Here is a 15,534-nt window from a genome sequence, read left to right as displayed (position 1 = left end):
AATGATTGTTCATTTGATTGCGTCAAGACCGCGTATTCGCCCTGCCAGTCCAATCCCGATGCCCGGTGTGACGACCGTCAGATAAAAGACGCAAACTAGCAGAATGTGGAGCAAATGGGGCATAAATGATCGATTCGTCGACGCGGCGCTGGCGGGGGCCGTCCTCGCCTTCACCATTCCCACCACGCTCATCGGTCACAGCTTCTCCCTCTGGGGCGGCGCCCCGGACGGGCTCGAGATCGTCGCGGGGATCGTCACGGCGGCGGCCATGCTGGTGCGGCGCCGCACCCCCTGGCCCGCGGTCCTCGCCTCGGCCGCGTGCGCCTGCGTCACGGGGCAGGTCGTGCCGATGATCCTCGCCGTCTACTCGATGACGGCCGAGCACCGGGTGCGCCGGTGGCAGTACGTCGCGCTGGTCCTGACGGTGGTCTACTTCGCCGTCGACTTCCGCAACCCCCACACCGACCACTCGGTCTACCTCAACGCCGTGCGCGCGCTGACCCTCATCTATCTGCCCGCCGTGGTCGGCACGTGGGTGTACGCCTACCGCGGGCTCATCCGGGAGCTGCGTCTCGGCGTACGCGAACGCGAGGAGATCGCCGCCTCCGAGGAGCGCCGCAAGATCGCCAGGGAGATGCACGACACCGTCACCCACGCGGTCACCACCATGGTGCTCAACGCCGGCATGGCCCGCGACGCCACCGATCCCGGCGAGGTCGCCGAGCTGACCGCGGTCATCGAGGACAAGGGAGTGCAGGCGCTCGACGAGCTGCGGCAGTTGCTCACCGTGCTCCGCCGCCAGGAAGGAGACCTCGCCGAGGGCACCGAGGCGATCACCCGGCTGGTCGGCGAGGCACGTGCGGGCGGGCTCCGGATCGACCTGCACCTCGACGCTCCCCCGGGATCACTGCCGAGACAGGTCTCGCACGCGTGCTACCGCCTGGTGCAGGAGGGACTGAGCAACGTGCGCAAACACGCGCCGGACTCCCGCGTGCGGGTCAGCTGCGAGGTCAGCGGCGACCAGGTGGCGGTCTCCGTGGTCGACACGCCGGAGCACGCCGGGCCCGGCGGGCCCGGCGGGAGGAAGGTCAGGGCCGCGCCCTCCCTCGGCGGGGGATACGGCCTGGCCGGGATCCGGGAGCGCGTCTGCCTCGCCCAGGGCCGGTTCTTCTCCGGGCCCACCCCCGAGGGCGGCTTCGCGCTCGCCGCCCGCATCCCCCTCCGAAGGACGGGCGGCTGACCCACCGATCGCGGCCCCTCGTCACCGGGCACGGCCGGGCGCCGGACGGCCTCGCGGGGGCACCGGTTTCCGCCCCGCCCGGCGGGGTACGGCCCCTCACACCGATACAGCGCACACCGGCCCGGGCCGCCGTCGCGGGACAACGGCGTGCCGCGCCTGTTCGCCCGCGTCTTCCGTAACGATCGCCTTTGAAGGTAGCCATGAAAGCCGTGGTCTACGAAGGCCCCCGAAAGGTCAGCGTCACCACCGTGCCGGACGCCCGGATCGAGCGGCACACCGACGTCCTCGTCCGCGTGACCACGTCCAACATCTGCGGCTCCGACCTGCACATGTACGAGGGCAGGACCAGCTTCGAGCCGGGCCGGGTCCTCGGCCACGAGAACCTCGGCGAGGTCGTCGAGATCGGGGACGCCGTCGACCGGGTCAAGGTCGGCGACATGGTGTGCCTGCCGTTCAACATCTCGTGCGGCTTCTGCGCCAACTGCGAGCAGGGCCTGACGGCCTTCTGCCTGACCACCAACCCCAAATCGGGCCTGGCCGGCGCCGCGTACGGCTACGCCGACATGGGCCCGTACAACGGCGGCCAGGCCGAGCTGCTGCGCGTGCCGTACGGGGACTTCAACTGCCTCGTCCTGCCGGAGGACGCGCGGGAGAGGCAGACCGACTACGTCATGCTGGCCGACGTGTGGCCCACCGGCTGGCACGCGAGCGTGCTCGCCTGTGTCCAGCCGGGCGACACCGTCGTGGTCTACGGCGCGGGCCCGGTCGGCCTCATGGCCGCCTACTCGGCCCTGCTCAGGAACGCGAGCGGCGTGATGGTCATCGACCACCATCCGGACCGGCTGAGAAAGGCGGAGGAGATCGGCGCGATCGCGATCGACGACTCCCGGTCCTCCCCGGTCGAGCAGGTCCTGGAGCTCACCCAGGGCATGGGCGCCGACCGCGGCTGCGAGTGCGTGGGCTTCCAGGCACACGATCCGAAGGGCGCGGAGCGTCCCAACATGACGCTCAACGATCTGGTCAGATCGGTGAAGTTCACCGGGAACATCGCCGTCGTGGGCCTGTTCGTCCCCCGCGACCCCGGCGGCGGCGACAAGCTCTACCAGCGGGGAGAGGTGGCCATCGACTACGGCACCTTCTGGTCGAAGGGCCAGACGATGAGCACCGGCCAGTGCAACGTCAAGAACTACAACCGCCAGCTGTGCTCCCTCATCCACGAGGGCGGCGCCCGGCCGTCCTGGATCGTCTCCCAGGAGCTCGACCTCGACGACGCGCCCGAGGCGTACGAGCACTTCGACGCGCGGGAAGAGGGCTGGACCAAGGTGGTCCTGCACCCGAACAAGATCGACTGACGGCACGGCCCCGATCACGCGAGCCGGGCCGGTGATCGGCCGACGCGGGCGGACCGTAATGTGGGGACGAAGCCGCGGCCGCGCGTGCGCCCGGCGCGACCAGGAGAGGACGGGCGCGTGCTCACCGTCTGCGTGGCCCCGGCGGACCCGCCGCTGATCGTCGAGTCGGTCCGCGCCGCGGGCGGCGAGGTCGTCGCGGATCCGCGCCGGGCGGAGGCGCTGGTCTGGACCGACTCGCGGCCCGAGGGCGTGCGGGAGTACCTGACGCCGAGCGTGCGCTGGGTCCAGCTGCCCTCCGCGGGCGTCGAACGCTGGACCCGGGAGGGGCTCGTCGACTCCACGCGCGTGTGGTGCTCGGCGGCGGGAGCCTACGCCCCGCAGGTCGCCGAGCACGCCCTCGCCCTGCTGCTGGCCGGGGTGCACCGGCTGCCCGCCGCCGCCCGGAGCCGTACGTGGCGGCGCGACCAGCCGGGGACGCTGCGCGGGAGCACGGTGGCCGTCGTCGGCGCGGGCGGGATCGGCAGGGCCGTCCTCCCCGGGCTGCGCGCGCTCGGCGCGGGCGTCCTCGCGGTCAACCGCTCGGGCAGGCCGGTCGAGGGCGCGGCCGAGACCGTGCCGTTCGAGAACCTGGCCGCCGTCTGGCCGCGGGCCGACCACGTCGTCCTGGCCGCGCCCGCCACCCCGCAGACGTACCGCATTGTCGGACGGGACGAGCTGCGCGCCCTGGGCCCGAACGGGTGGCTGGTCAACGTGGCGCGGGGTGAGCTCGTCGACACCGACGCCCTGCTCGCCGCGCTGCGCGCCGGCGAGATCGGCGGCGCGGCCCTCGACGTCACCGACCCCGAGCCGCTGCCGGACGGGCACGGTCTGTGGGCCGAGCCGAACGTGCTGATCACCTCGCACAGCGCCAACCCGCAGACCCGCCTCACCGAGAGCCTCGCCGAGCGGGTACGCGAGAACGTCGCCCGCTACCTGCGCGGGGAGCCGCTGCTGGGCCTGATCGACCCCGCACGGGGCTACTGAGGCCGCCGGGATCCCCACCGCCGCCCACGGGCCGAGGCCCCGGCGGCGGGGGCCCCGCGAGCCTGGCCGGAGGCGGTTTGCGGCGGCCGCCCGGATCCGGCGAAGATCACCAGATGGCCTCCCCCAGCCCGGCTCGTCTGCGGCTCGCACTCTTCGCGCTCGCCGCCGTCATCGTCTGCGTCGCCTACCCGCTCATCGAACCGGCCCTGTGGACCGCTGATCAGAGGATCTCGTCGAACCTTCTCAAGATGATTGACGGGGTCGTGGAGCCGGTCGCGATCCTCGTGCTGGCGCTGCCGCTGGGCGTGCTGATCGACCGCGTGCGGCGCCGGTCGGTCCTGGTGGTGTCCGCGCTGGTGGGAGCGGCCCTCACGTCCGTCGCGGCGACCGGGGCTCTCGGGGCGCCCACCTGGCCGCTCGTCCTCGCGATGATCTCGGCGGGCGGCGTCCTGCCGACGGTGACGGCGCTCGGCCAGGACGCGTACCTGCCGTCCGTCGTACCGCGTGCGCGCCTGCTCCCGGCGAACGCTCTGCTGATCCTGCTGCCGTGCATCGCCGTCGTGCCGATGACGCTGACGCTGACCGTCTGGCAGGGGTCCGCGTTCCTGTTCGCCGCCGGCCTGGCGCTGGCCGTGGTGGCGGCGCTGTTCCGCGGCGTCTCCGCCGCCGAGAGGCCGCCGCCGAGGACGGGGCTGTGGCGGGAGACGGCGGAGGGGATCCGCTTCACGGCCCGGCATCCGGCCCTCCGGGCCATCGCCCTCTATCTGCTGCTGTCGTCCGTGCTTTACGAACTCGGCGACGAGGCGGCCGACGAGGCGCGGGCGACGGCGTTCTTCGGTCTGAGCGCGACACCGATCGAGTACCCCTGGCGGCTGGCGATCACGTCGGCCTACGGCCCTGTCGTCCTCGGGGCGCTGCTGGCGGTGCTGCTGCACCGCAGGCTCGGCGCGTTCCGGCTGGCCTGGTGGGCCCTGCTCGTGAGCGCGCCGTTCACTTTGCTGCTCGCCCTTTCCGGGCCCGGGGCGGAACGGATCTGGTACGTCCTCGGAAGCGGCGTCCCGGCGACCGGCACGGTGATCGCCGCCGTCGCCCTGCTCAGCCACCGGCAGGCCGTCACGCCCGACCGGCTGCTCGGCCGGACGGGCGGCCTGCTGCTCCTGCTCACCACCGTCGCCGAGGAGGCGGGCGATCTCCTGGAGGGGCCCGCGGAGCGGCTGGCCGAGCTGGGCGGCGTCGCGCCGCCGGCGCTCGCCGCCGTCGCCGCGCTCGCCGCCGCCGCCCCGCTCCTGTGGGCCAGGCGGTCCGCGGCCGCCCACGATGCCGATACGGCCGATGACTCCCGCCAGGCCGACGGGACGAGCCCGGACCAGGCCACCGATTGGCCGCCCTCGGCGATCGCCGGCGCCGTCCGGCGGGCCGGGCCGCCGCTCGCGGTGCTCGCATTGCTGGCCACGCTGCCGGCCGCCGACCTCGCGTACGGCCGCATCACCACGGCCGACCAGTGCGCGCCCCGGTACGGCGACGCGGCGAGGGTGCCGACGGGCGAACGGGCGTTCATCTGCGGGGTGCGCCGCAGTGGTCGGTTCGCGGCCGTCTCCGACCGGGACCTGCTGGCGTACGGGCGGGCGATGTGCGCGATCTACCCCGGCCCCCACGCGGACGAAGGACTGATCGCGCCCATCTGTCCCCCGGCAGCCGCGAGGATCCAGGCGGCGATCGACGCCGAGGAGGCAGAGTATCGGGCGCAGGAGGCCGCCAACCAGAAGGCGTGCGACCGTTCCCGGCACCGGCCGCTGATCAGACCCGTACGCGTCGCCCGCGAGCGGACGTGGACCGACTACGGCGTCCTGGAATCCTTCGAGTACGACGAGAGCGTGCCGTCGGACCCGTTCGACGACGGTCTGCTGGACACGGCACAGGACGACGGCCTGGTCGCCGCCGTTCCCGGGCACGTGATGATCCTCAGCCACTCCGACTACGACATCTGCGTGACCACCGAGATTTACCGCACGCGGCCCCCGGTCGAAGTGAAGGGCTGGCACCGGGTGGTGGAGATCGGCTACCGGAGCCCCACCGGCCACATCGAGTTCAAGGACCCGATGGGAGGAGATGCCCTGCCGAATCTGGCGTTCCGCGGCAAGGGCCATTACCGGATCCGCGTCCACTATCGGAAGCCGGACGGGGAGGCGGGGACACCTCAGCACCTTCTGATCATGGTGTTCCCCGGCCGGAGCGACCGCGTGGTCGAGCACCACCGCTCATCCCGTGCCGGAGGGCGCGAGCGTGCCGGTCTGAGGTGACGCGACCGAGCCGCCGGGAGCGTTATGGTCGCCGCATGGAGGTCTGTTCCGTCACGGCCCCGGCCACCGTCGAGGAGGCGGAGGCGATCCAGGACGCCCTGCGGTCCCGGCTCGACCTGACCGGCCCCGGTCCCCGCGACCCCGCCCTGGTCGCGGGGGTGGACGTGGCCTACTCCGACGACCTGCTGGCCGCCGCGGTCGTCGTGCTCGACGCGGCGAGCCTGGACGTGGTCGAGCGGGTGACGGTGCCGGGACGGCCCGCCTTCGACTACGTGCCCGGCCTGCTCGCCTTCCGCGAGCTGCCCAGCCTCGTCGAGGCGCTGGAGCGGCTCACCGTCACGCCCGACCTGATCGTCTGCGACGGGTACGGCCTGGCGCATCCCCGGCGGTTCGGCCTCGCCTGCCACCTCGGCGTGCTCACCGGGCTGCCCACGATCGGCGTCGGCAAGACGGCCTTCGTCGGCTCGTTCGAGCAGCCCGGCCGGGAGCGCGGCGCGTGGAGCGACCTGCTCCTGGACGGCGAGGTGACCGGCCGGGTCCTGCGCACCCGGGACGGCGTCAAGCCGGTCTTCGTCTCCGTCGGCCATCGGGTCGACCTGGAGACCGCCTGCCGGCATGTGCTCGCCCTGACCCCGCGTCACCGGCTCCCCGAGACGACGCGCGCCGCCGACCGCCTGTCGCGTACGGCGCTGAAGACCGCCATGGCGGGCTCCCCCTGACGGCGACCCGCCGTACGCGGCGGTGCGGCGCCTCTCCGGCCGTGATCAGGACGGGCGTTCGGCGAGGTGGCGCTCCACCGTGGCGACCTTGGCGTCGAGCCTGCCCTGACCTGCTCGGGCGTCGGCCTTGAGCACCAGGCTGACGCGGGAGCAGCGGGCCTCGACGGCGGCGACGGCGTCCTTGACGACGCCGAGCACCTCGTCCCACGTCTCGCCCTCGACCGTGGTGAACATGGCGTCGGTGCGGTTGGGCAGGCCGGACGCGCGGACCACGCGCACGGCCTCCGCCACCGCTTCCCCGACATCCTCACCGGCGCCGATCGGCGTGACGCTGAACGCGACGAGAACCGACACGAGACCTCCTCGAAGATCGCGACTCCGGAGTCACGCTAACACCCGTCCGGTCACGCGCGGGTGGCCTGGTCACCGGTCCCGTGGCGGGCGGCCGCGCGGGCGTGCGCGCCGGTCAGGAGGGTGCGCACCCGCCCGGCGGTGGCGTCGCCGGGGTTGACCACGCAGATCCAGGACTGGGCGGCGTAGACCGGGTGGGGCAGGATCAGGTCCGGTACGCGGTAGTCCACCGCCTCGTGGTGGGCGGGGTGCGCGGCCGGCGGATAACCGAGCAGCTCCTCGAACACGGCGCGGCCGACGCCGATGTTGACCCGGAAGACGCCCGGCCGGTTCAGGTCGGAGGCGGTGTCGAACCCCTCGTAATCCTTGACGACGATCGTGGCGAAGGGCATCTTCCGGTCGGCCGGCACGTCGTCGGGGTCGTAGTAGAAGAAGGTGTCTCCCCACGCGGCCGGTGGGGCGCCGTTGTCCTCGCCGGCGGTGAAGGCGACGACGCCCGGGAGGCCGGTCGCGAATTCGATGACGTCGTTCTCGGTCACAGGAGTCCTTTCTCGCCGGATGTCCTCCTTCAAGTGTCCCATTCAACTCCTTTATGAGACTTTCCCGGCGAATCCGCTGGTAGACCGTCACCGACTCTCAACTCGCGGATGAGACCTCGCGCGTACCGGCATCAGTCCCGGGGAGGCCGCACCACCGCGACGGCGCAGTGCGCGTGGTGCAGGACCGCCCGGCTCACCGAGCCGAGCACCGCCGCGCCGACGGCTCCGCGGCCCCGCGACCCCACGACGAGCAGGTCGGCCTTCTCCCCCGCCTCCACCAGCGCGGCGACCGGGTGCGCGCACACGGCCCGCATCTCGGCGCGGACGTCGGGGTAGCGGTCCCGGTGGGCCCGCAGCGTGTCCGCCACGTAGTCCTCCTGGGCCTTGCGCACTTCGTCGATGTCGTAGGTGATCTCGGGTGCGAAGGCGTGCACCGGGAGCTGCCAGGCGTACAGGGCGAGCAGCCGGCAGTCGCGCCGTCGCGCCTCCTCGAAGGCGTAGGTCAGCGCGGTGCCGGCCTCGTCGGAGCCGTCGACGCCGACGACGACCAGCCCGTGGGGCGCCGACACCCCGGGACGCACCACGACGACGGGGACGTCGACCTGGCCGGCGACGTGCATGCTGACCGAGCCGAGCAGCATGCCGGCGAACCCGCCGTGTCCCCTGCTGCCGACCACGATCTGCGCCGCGTTCCCGGCCTCCTGGCGCAGCACCCGGGACGGGTCTCCCTCGATCAGGGCGGTGGTGACGCGGACGACCGGGTGGGTCTCCCGCACGACCTGCTCGGCATCCTCCAGGATCCGCCGGCCCGCCCGGTCGAGCTGGTCCTCCACCGGGATGGGATAGCGCGCGATCTCGTACGGCAGGCGGTCCACCGCGTGGACGATCCGCAGCGGCAGGCCCTTGCGCGCCGCGTCGCCCGCGGCCCACTCCACCGCGGCGGTCGCGGCGCGCGATCCGTCGGTGCCCACGATGACGGGTTGGGTCATGGCTCCTCCTTCTGCTCCTGCCCCCATCCGACCCCCTGCGCCCCGTCAGGGGCAGGGCCGCTGGTCCCCGCGCCGCGGGACCTTTCTCCTCCCGCGGGTACGGTGCCCGGGCAGGGGGTGGAATCCGGAGCGAGGCCGGCCCGCCCACCGCCGTCCGGGGGCGGCGAGCCGGCCGGAGGTCAGGAGCAGGCGATGCCGCTCGCCCCGGGCGTGGAGGGGCCGGACGCCTGGAAGCCGAAGCTCGCCGACGCGCCGGGCGCGAGGTCCCTCGCCCACGAGGGCGCCTTCGCCGTCCAGCGGGCGCCGCCGGTCGTGACGGTCGCGCTCCAGGCGTTGACGAGGCTCACCCCGGACGGCATGTCCCAGGCGACCCCCCAGTCCGTCCAGGCCGCGGTGCCGGTGTTCTTGACGGTGACGTTCGCCGTGAACCCGCCCTGCCACGAGCTGGCCACCTGGTAGGTCACCTGGCAGTTCCCGGGCTTCGGAGAGGGAGACGCGCTGGGCGAGGCGGACGGCGACACCGACGGCGACACGGACGGCGACACGGACGGGGATGCCGACGGGGATGCCGACGGCGAAGCGGAGGGCGACACGGACGGGGAGACCGACGGCGAGGGCGACGGCGAGGGCGACACGGACGGGGATGCCGACGGCGAGGGCGAGGGCGACCCGCTGGGCGTCGTCGTGGTGTAGCTCACCTCCGTGTAGTCGGCGCCGCACTGCGATCCGCAGGACGCGGGCAGGGCGAAGCTGTAGACCCGGCCGCCGTTGACCAGTGCGTCGGACGCGTCGCGCACCCGGATCTGGAACCGGGTCGCGCCCTGCGTCACCCCGCCGATGATGTACGACTGGCCCATGTCGGAGTTCATCTGGGCCTGCTTCCAGGCGCCGTCGGCGTAGTACTCCACCCCGTGGATGCCGTTGGGCAGGTGGGAGACCGCGATGGCGGGCCACCACGCCTGCGCGCCCTTCATGAACCCGATGCGGATGTCGCCGCTGTAGCCGGGCGCCGGGACGAACGACCAGGTCACATGGCGGTTGTTCCAGTGGTTGGGGTACATGTCCCCGACGGGCGTCCCGTTCTTGACGAACTTGTTGAGCGAGGGCTTGGACAGGTCGAGGTGGTAGCGGTCGTCGCGGCACCAGCCGTTGGGGTCGCCGCAACTGTCGGCGACGATCATGGTCAGCGTGGCGCCGCTGTAGGCGTCGGAGACCCAGGAGCCGTTGCGGCAGAACGCCTGGCCGGCTCCGCCGTCGTTGACGCCCGTGCAGTAGTCGGAGATCGTCACCTTGACGTACCGGCCGCAGTTGAGGCCGTTGTTCCACAGCCCGGCCTTGGACGCGTTCGCCCCGGTCAGGGGCCGGGGGTAGAAGGCGTAGTCCCCGGGGGTGTCGTACACGTTCAGCGCGACGAAGTCCTGCGAGTCCAGCTCCGACTGCGGGATGCCGCAGCCGCCGTACGGCGCGCCGAGGGCGTCGAAGTAGGTCGCGTTGCCGGTCACCGGCGCGGGTGGGTCGTCGACCGCCCCGGCCGGGGTGGCGGCGGGCCAGGCGGTCAGCAGCACCGCGGCGACGGCGGCCGCCCAGACACGGCGTCGGAAGGAAGATGTGCGGCCGTTCATCGGGCTCCCTGCGCTCACGGTCGGCTCGGAACGCGGCGATCGTGGCGGCGTGGCCCTTTCCCGTCAAGGGTCCCGGCCGAGGCGGCCCCGCCGCCGCGCCGGTGAGCTGGGCGACCCTCCGGTGAGGACCTGTAACTTTCATCACCATGCCAAACCAGAGACGTGCGTAAGGCGACTTTCGGGGCAGAGGACGCGAAAGCACTCATCAGCCTGGGGAGCGACCATATGACGGATTCCGCGCGGGACATGGCGATCGGCGTCGAAGAGGAGTTCCACGTCGTGGACCTGGGAACACGGGAGCCCGTCCCGCGCGCCGGCCTGCTTCTCCAGCAGTTGCCCCCCGACCGGTTCACCCAGGAGCTGCAGCGCTCGGTCGTGGAGGCCACGACGCGCCCGGTCACCCGTCTGGAGGACCTGTCGCGGGAGCTGACCGGACTGCGGGCCGACGTGGTCGCGGCGGCGGACGGCCTCGGCCTGGGCATCGTCGCCGCGGGGACGCTCCCGCTGGTCGACCCCGAGACGATGAAGATCTCCCCCGATCCGCGCTACGAGCAGATGCTGGCCGACTACCAGGCGCTCGCCCGCGAGCAGCTCATCTGCGGCACGCAGGTGCACGCGGAGGTGCGCGACCGGGATCTCGCGGTGGCCGTGACGCACCGGCTGGCTCCCTGGCTGCCGCCGCTGCTGGCCCTGAGCTGCAGCTCGCCGTACTGGATGGGCGCCGACACCGGATACGCGAGCTTCCGGTCGATGGTGTGGCAGCGGTGGCCCACCGCCGGGCCGGCGGCGCGGTTCGAGTCGGCCGAGGAGTACGACGCGATGGTGGACGAGCTGGTGCGGTCGGGGGTGATCAGCGATCCCGGCATGCTCTACTTCGACGTCCGGCCGTCGGCGCACGTGCCCACGGTCGAGCTGCGGGTGTGCGACGCCTGCCCCCGGGTGGACGACATCGTGCTGATCGCCGGGCTGTTCCGCGCGCTGGTCGCGCGGGAGCTGGACGCCGCCACCGGTTCGCCCGGCGCGGCCGAGGAGTCCGTGCGTACGGAAATGGTGCGGGCCGCCTCCTGGCGGGCCGCGCGTTCGGGACTGGACGGCGAGCTGGTCGACCCGGTCGAGGGCGTGCCGCGGCCGGCCCGTGAGGTGATCGGCCGGATGCTGGAGGGGCTGCGGCCACAGCTCGAGGAGTCCGGCGACTGGGCGCTGGTCTCGTCCCTCGCGGAGCGGGCGCTGGCGGACGGCGGCTCGGCCGCGCGGCAGCGTGGGGCCTTCCGGCGCGGCGGCCGCCTGACCGACGTCGTGGACCTCCTGCTCGCCGAGACGAGGGCCGGGGACCGCCGGCTCGCGGCGGCCGGGAGGTAGGACGACATGTGCGGACTGAGCGGCGAGATCCGGTTCGACGGGCGGCGCGCCGACATCGGCGCGGTGGGCAGGATGACCGACGCGATGCACGATCGCGGCCCGGACGGGTCGGGACTGTGGTCGTCGGGCCCGGTAGCCCTCGGCCACCGGCGCCTGAAAATCATCGACCTGTCGGACAAGGCGGCCCAGCCCATGGCCGACCCCTCCCTCGGCCTGGCCGCGGTCTTCAACGGCTGCCTCTACAACTACCGCGAGCTGCGTGAGGAACTGCGGGCCGAGGGATACCACTTCTTCTCCGGCTCCGACACCGAGGTCCTGGTCAAGGCGTTCCACCACTGGGGACCCGACTGCGTGCGCCGCTTCGCGGGGATGTTCGCCTTCGCCGTCTTCGAACCGGCGACGGGCCGGCTGACGCTCGCCCGCGACCGCCTCGGGATCAAGCCGTTGTACGTGTCCGGGGACGGACGGCGGCTGCGCTTCGCCTCCACCCTGCCCGCGCTGCTCGCCGCCGGCGAGGTGAGCACCGACATCGACCCGGTCGCGCTGCACCACTACATGACCTTCCACTCGCTGGTGCCGGGCGAGCGCACGATCCTCACCGGCGTGCGCAAGCTGCCGCCGGCGACCGTGCGCACGGTCGAGGCCGACGGGACCTCCCGCGACACGGTCTACTGGGACCCGCCCTTCACCCGGCTGCCGCGGTACGCGGGGATGGACGCGCACGACTGGCGCGAGGCGGTGCTCGAGCGGCTGCGCGCCGCCGTCCGCAGGCGGATGGTCGCGGACGTGCCCGTGGGCGTGCTGCTGTCGGGCGGCCTGGACTCCAGCGTCATCGTGGCGCTGCTGGCCGAGGAGGGCCAGCGGGACCTGTCGACGTTCAGCATCGGGTTCCACGCGGCCGGCGGCGACGCGGGCGACGAGTTCCGCTACTCCGACCTGGTCGCCGAGCGCTTCGGCACCGACCACCACCGCATCCTCATCGAGGACTCCCGGCTGCTGTCCGGGCTGCCGGAGGCGGTGCGGGCGATGAGCGAGCCGATGGCCAGCCACGACTGCGTCGCCTTCCACCTGCTGTCCGGGGAGGTGGCCAGGCACGTCAAGGTGGTGCAGTCCGGGCAGGGCGCCGACGAGGTGTTCGCCGGGTACCGCTGGTTCCCTCCCGTGGCCGCCGTGCCACGCGAGGACGCCTTCGCGGCGTACGCCGGGGCGTTCTTCGACCGGCCGCACGAGGACCTGGCCGGCATCGTCGCGCCCGCCCACCTGGCCGGGGAGGACGAGAGCGCCCGCGTCGTCCGCGACCACCTCGACCGGCCGGGCGCCGAGACCGCGCTCGACGCCGTCCTGCGCCTGGAGACCCGGCTGATGCTCGCCGACGACCCGGTCAAGCGGGTGGACAACATGACGATGGCCCACGGTCTGGAGGCCCGCACGCCGTTCCTCGACCACGAGCTGGTCGAACTGGCGGCGGCGTGCCCGCCCGAGCTGAAGCTCGCCGGGGGCGGCAAGGGCATCCTGAAGGAGGCCTCGCGGGCACTGCTGCCGCGCGAGGTCGTCGACCGGCCGAAGGGCTACTTCCCGGTGCCCGCGATCCGGCACATCGACGGGCCGTTCCTCGACCTGGTGCGCGACGCGCTCACCGCGCCCGCCGCCCGCTCCCGCGGCCTGTTCGACCCGGCGTACGTCGCGAGACTGCTGGACGACCCGGGGGCCGACCGCGCCACGACGGGGGTCAACACGCTGTGGCAGCTCGGGCTGCTGGAGATGTGGCTGCAGTCGCAAGGGATCTGATGGCGGAGCACCTCCTCGGCACCGAACCGCCCGACGCCGCGTTCCCGGAGAGCGCGTTCCCGGGGGCCGCGTTCCTTGGGGCCTGGGGCTGCCGGACGCCGGCCATGGCTCCGGACCGCGGCGCCGTCGCGTACGTCAGCGACCGGGACGGCACGCCGCGGGTCTGGGTCCAGCCGGCGCGGCCCGGCGCGGGGGCGCGGGCCGTCGACACCGGACCCGAGCCGGTGGCCGAGGTGAGCTGGTCGCCGACCGGCGAGCGGCTCGCCGTGCTCGTGGTGCCCGGCGGCGGCGAGCACACCCAGGTCTGGACGGTCCGCCCGGACGGCGGCGACCTGCGGCCGCTCGCCGCGCCCGAGGGCGGGTCCGCCTGGTTCGTCGGGTGGACCGGCCGGGGCGACCTGCTGCTGACGGCCGAGGTCTCGGCGCACGGGCCGGCCGAGGCCCTGCTGGTCGACGCGGGCACCGGGAGCCGGGAGACCGTCGCGGCCGGGCCGCTCGTGCATCCGGAGTCGGTGAGCCGCGACCACGCGCGGGTGCTGCTGCGGCGCGGCCCGAGGGGGATGCGGCGCATGTACCTCAAAGACCTGACCCTGGGCGGCACGGAGCAGCCGCTGCTGGCGGGCCTGCCCGGCTCGACCGACCACGGCGTCCTGTCCCCCGACGGCGAGACCGCCTACCTGCTGTCCGACGCGGGCCGGGACCGCGCCGCGCTGGTGGCGGTGAGCCGGGGCGGCGGCCCGGTGGTGCTGGCCGAGCGCCCGGACGCCGAGCTGGACCGCTTCGCGCTCGGCGCGGACGGCCGCCGTCTGGTGCTGGTGTGGAACGTCGCGGGCCGCTCGGAGCTGGAGGTGCTGGAGCCGGGCGACGGCGGTCACGGCTGGGGGCACGCCGGCGGCGTCGCCGACACCGCCCTTGTCACCGGCGGAGTCACCGGCGGAGTCACCGGCGGGACCGCCGGTCACGATGCCGGGCACCCGGTGCGGCGCCCGCTGCCCCCTCCCCCGGGCGAGCTGGTGACCTCGATCAGGGTGTCGCTGGACGACCGGATCGCCCTGCTGGCGGTGGAAGGGCCGGCCCAGCCCTCACAGGTGGTGTCGTGCGACCTGGACACGGGCCGGTACCGGACGCTCGCCGGGGCGGGACGCGTCGCCGGGGCCGTGGACGCCGAACTCGTGCGGCTGCCGGCCCGCGACGGGCTGGAGATCGGCGGGTGGCTCTACCGCCCGCCCGGCGCACGGGGCCCCGCGCCGTACGCGCTGTTCCTGCACGGCGGGCCGGAGGACCAGGAGCGGCCCGCGTTCACCCCGCTGTACCAGTGCCTGGTGGCCGCCGGGATCGGCGTCTTCGCGCCGAACGTGCGCGGCTCGGCCGGGTTCGGCCGGGCCTTCCGGGAGGCCGACGACCACGCGCTGCGGTTCCACGCCATCGACGACGTCGCCGACTGCGCCGCCTTCCTCGTGCGGACCGGCCTCGCCGACCCCGTCCGGCTGGCCTGCACGGGCTGGTCGTACGGCGGCTATCTCACGCTGGCCGCGCTCGTCACCTATCCCGGGCTCTTCCGTGCCGGGGTGGACGTGTGCGGGATGGCCGACTTCGCCACCTTCTACGAGCGCACCGAGCCGTGGATCGCCGCGGCCGCCGTGAGCGAGTACGGCCATCCGGAGGCCGACCGCGACCTGCTGCACGCGCTGTCGCCCCTGCACGCCTTCGACCGCCTGGCCGCTCCCCTGCTGGTGGTGCACGGCGCGCGGGACACCAACGTCCCGGTGTACGAGGCCGAACAGGTCGTCGGCGCGGCCCGCGCCCGCGGCGTGCCCTGCGAGCTGCTGCTGTTCGAGGACGAGGGGCACGAGATCCGGCGGCGGGCCAACCAAGTCAGGTTCACGCGGCGGGTCACCGAGTGGCTCGGACGCCATCTGACCTGCCCGTCGTCCGCCTGAACGGTCAGCGCGACTCGTGCAGCCGCGCCAGGTCGCTCTCCATCTTGGCGATGACCCGCTGGTATCCCTCCCATCCGTACTGCCGGAACAGCTCGGACTTCAGGCGCAGCGTCTCCTCCTGCACCGCCTCCGGACCCTGGCGGCGTATCGCGTCGAGCGCGAGACGCGCCCGCCGCTCCCGGTCGGTGGTGCCGGCGAGATCCTCGCGTCTCATCTCAGGAGTAGGCATGGGGCTCTGCCCTCCGGGTCTGGACGAACGGTGCCTACACCTGACGCGCCTGCGGCGCCGGAGGTTGACCGCCCCGGGGAAAA

At 73.5% G+C, this 15,534-nt stretch carries 13 protein-coding genes; 8 read left to right on the top strand and 5 right to left on the bottom strand.

Annotated elements, in window-relative coordinates; all coding sequences use genetic code 11:
- The first annotated feature begins 103 nt into the window (after positions 1-103).
- The 5 genes from AAH991_RS30630 (at position 104) to AAH991_RS30610 (ending at position 6,634) form a co-directional block, all read left to right on the top strand.
- The gene (locus tag AAH991_RS30630) at positions 104-1,240 is read left to right on the top strand and encodes a sensor histidine kinase (RefSeq protein ID WP_346229396.1); all 1,137 of its coding nucleotides are present in this window, start codon (positions 104-106) and stop codon (positions 1,238-1,240) included.
- Positions 1,241-1,440: 200 nt separating this feature from the next.
- Complete coding sequence (locus tag AAH991_RS30625; protein WP_346229395.1) at positions 1,441-2,592, top strand: glutathione-independent formaldehyde dehydrogenase; 1,152 nt, start codon at positions 1,441-1,443, stop codon at positions 2,590-2,592.
- A gap of 117 nt (positions 2,593-2,709) precedes the next feature.
- On the top strand, positions 2,710-3,615 hold the full coding sequence (locus AAH991_RS30620) for a D-isomer specific 2-hydroxyacid dehydrogenase family protein (RefSeq protein ID WP_346229393.1): 906 nt from the start codon (positions 2,710-2,712) through the stop codon (positions 3,613-3,615).
- 113 nt (positions 3,616-3,728) lie between these two features.
- A complete protein-coding gene (locus AAH991_RS30615) occupies positions 3,729-5,915 on the top strand; it encodes an MFS transporter (RefSeq protein ID WP_346229392.1) in 2,187 nt (728 codons plus the stop codon).
- Positions 5,916-5,950: 35 nt separating this feature from the next.
- A complete protein-coding gene (locus AAH991_RS30610) occupies positions 5,951-6,634 on the top strand; it encodes an endonuclease V (RefSeq protein ID WP_346229391.1) in 684 nt (227 codons plus the stop codon).
- A gap of 45 nt (positions 6,635-6,679) precedes the next feature.
- Here the strand turns inward: AAH991_RS30610 and AAH991_RS30605 are convergent, their stop codons facing one another.
- From AAH991_RS30605 to AAH991_RS30590, 4 genes are all read right to left on the bottom strand, one after another.
- On the bottom strand, positions 6,680-6,988 hold the full coding sequence (locus AAH991_RS30605) for a thiamine-binding protein (protein ID WP_169988881.1): 309 nt from the start codon (positions 6,986-6,988) through the stop codon (positions 6,680-6,682).
- 50 nt (positions 6,989-7,038) lie between these two features.
- Entirely contained in the window at positions 7,039-7,524 is a 486-nt protein-coding gene (locus AAH991_RS30600) for a DUF6194 family protein (protein ID WP_346229390.1), read from the bottom strand.
- Positions 7,525-7,655: 131 nt separating this feature from the next.
- Positions 7,656-8,513 carry a universal stress protein gene (locus tag AAH991_RS30595; RefSeq protein ID WP_346229389.1) on the bottom strand — a complete coding sequence of 286 codons (858 nt, stop codon included), beginning with the start codon at positions 8,511-8,513 and terminating at the stop codon, positions 7,656-7,658.
- A gap of 179 nt (positions 8,514-8,692) precedes the next feature.
- Positions 8,693-10,135: a cellulose binding domain-containing protein gene (locus AAH991_RS30590; protein WP_346229388.1), complete on the bottom strand. Its 1,443-nt coding sequence runs from the start codon at positions 10,133-10,135 to the stop codon at positions 8,693-8,695.
- A gap of 225 nt (positions 10,136-10,360) precedes the next feature.
- Between AAH991_RS30590 and AAH991_RS30585 the strand changes: the two genes are divergently transcribed.
- From AAH991_RS30585 to AAH991_RS30575, 3 genes are read left to right on the top strand one after another with little or no spacing between them, the layout of a single operon-like run.
- Positions 10,361-11,494 (top strand): carboxylate-amine ligase, encoded by a 1,134-nt coding sequence (locus AAH991_RS30585; protein WP_346229387.1) that lies wholly within the window; start codon positions 10,361-10,363, stop codon positions 11,492-11,494.
- Between the two features lie 6 nt (positions 11,495-11,500).
- The gene (locus AAH991_RS30580) at positions 11,501-13,282 is read left to right on the top strand and encodes an N-acetylglutaminylglutamine amidotransferase (RefSeq protein ID WP_346229386.1); all 1,782 of its coding nucleotides are present in this window, start codon (positions 11,501-11,503) and stop codon (positions 13,280-13,282) included.
- Positions 13,282-15,222, top strand: a complete 1,941-nt coding sequence (locus AAH991_RS30575; protein ID WP_346229385.1) for a S9 family peptidase — start codon at positions 13,282-13,284, stop codon at positions 15,220-15,222. The genes AAH991_RS30580 and AAH991_RS30575 overlap by 1 nt, the downstream gene beginning before the upstream one ends.
- Before the next feature lie 4 nt (positions 15,223-15,226).
- Here AAH991_RS30575 and AAH991_RS30570 read toward each other — a convergent pair whose 3' ends face one another.
- Positions 15,227-15,436: a hypothetical protein gene (locus AAH991_RS30570; protein WP_169988874.1), complete on the bottom strand. Its 210-nt coding sequence runs from the start codon at positions 15,434-15,436 to the stop codon at positions 15,227-15,229.
- Positions 15,437-15,534 lie beyond the last annotated feature (98 nt).

The sequence above is a fragment of the Microbispora sp. ZYX-F-249 genome, from assembly GCF_039649665.1.
Lineage (GTDB): Bacteria > Actinomycetota > Actinomycetes > Streptosporangiales > Streptosporangiaceae > Microbispora > Microbispora maris.
Note: the sequence above shows the minus strand (reverse complement) of the source record. Positions and strands in the feature narration are given on the sequence as shown.

What these genes read in the sequence shown, in the direction of transcription:
- AAH991_RS30630 (WP_346229396.1), top strand. Translation starts at nt 104, where the DNA reads ATGTGGAGCAAATGGGGCATAAATGATCGATTCGTCGACGCGGCGCTG.
- AAH991_RS30625 (WP_346229395.1), top strand. Translation starts at nt 1,441, where the DNA reads ATGAAAGCCGTGGTCTACGAAGGCCCCCGAAAGGTCAGCGTCACCACC.
- AAH991_RS30615 (WP_346229392.1), top strand. Translation starts at nt 3,729, where the DNA reads ATGGCCTCCCCCAGCCCGGCTCGTCTGCGGCTCGCACTCTTCGCGCTC.
- AAH991_RS30610 (WP_346229391.1), top strand. Translation starts at nt 5,951, where the DNA reads ATGGAGGTCTGTTCCGTCACGGCCCCGGCCACCGTCGAGGAGGCGGAG.
- AAH991_RS30595 (WP_346229389.1), bottom strand. Translation starts at nt 8,513, where the DNA reads ATGACCCAACCCGTCATCGTGGGCACCGACGGATCGCGCGCCGCGACC.
- AAH991_RS30590 (WP_346229388.1), bottom strand. Translation starts at nt 10,135, where the DNA reads ATGAACGGCCGCACATCTTCCTTCCGACGCCGTGTCTGGGCGGCCGCC.
- AAH991_RS30585 (WP_346229387.1), top strand. Translation starts at nt 10,361, where the DNA reads ATGACGGATTCCGCGCGGGACATGGCGATCGGCGTCGAAGAGGAGTTC.
- AAH991_RS30580 (WP_346229386.1), top strand. Translation starts at nt 11,501, where the DNA reads ATGTGCGGACTGAGCGGCGAGATCCGGTTCGACGGGCGGCGCGCCGAC.
- AAH991_RS30575 (WP_346229385.1), top strand. Translation starts at nt 13,282, where the DNA reads ATGGCGGAGCACCTCCTCGGCACCGAACCGCCCGACGCCGCGTTCCCG.
- AAH991_RS30570 (WP_169988874.1), bottom strand. Translation starts at nt 15,436, where the DNA reads ATGAGACGCGAGGATCTCGCCGGCACCACCGACCGGGAGCGGCGGGCG.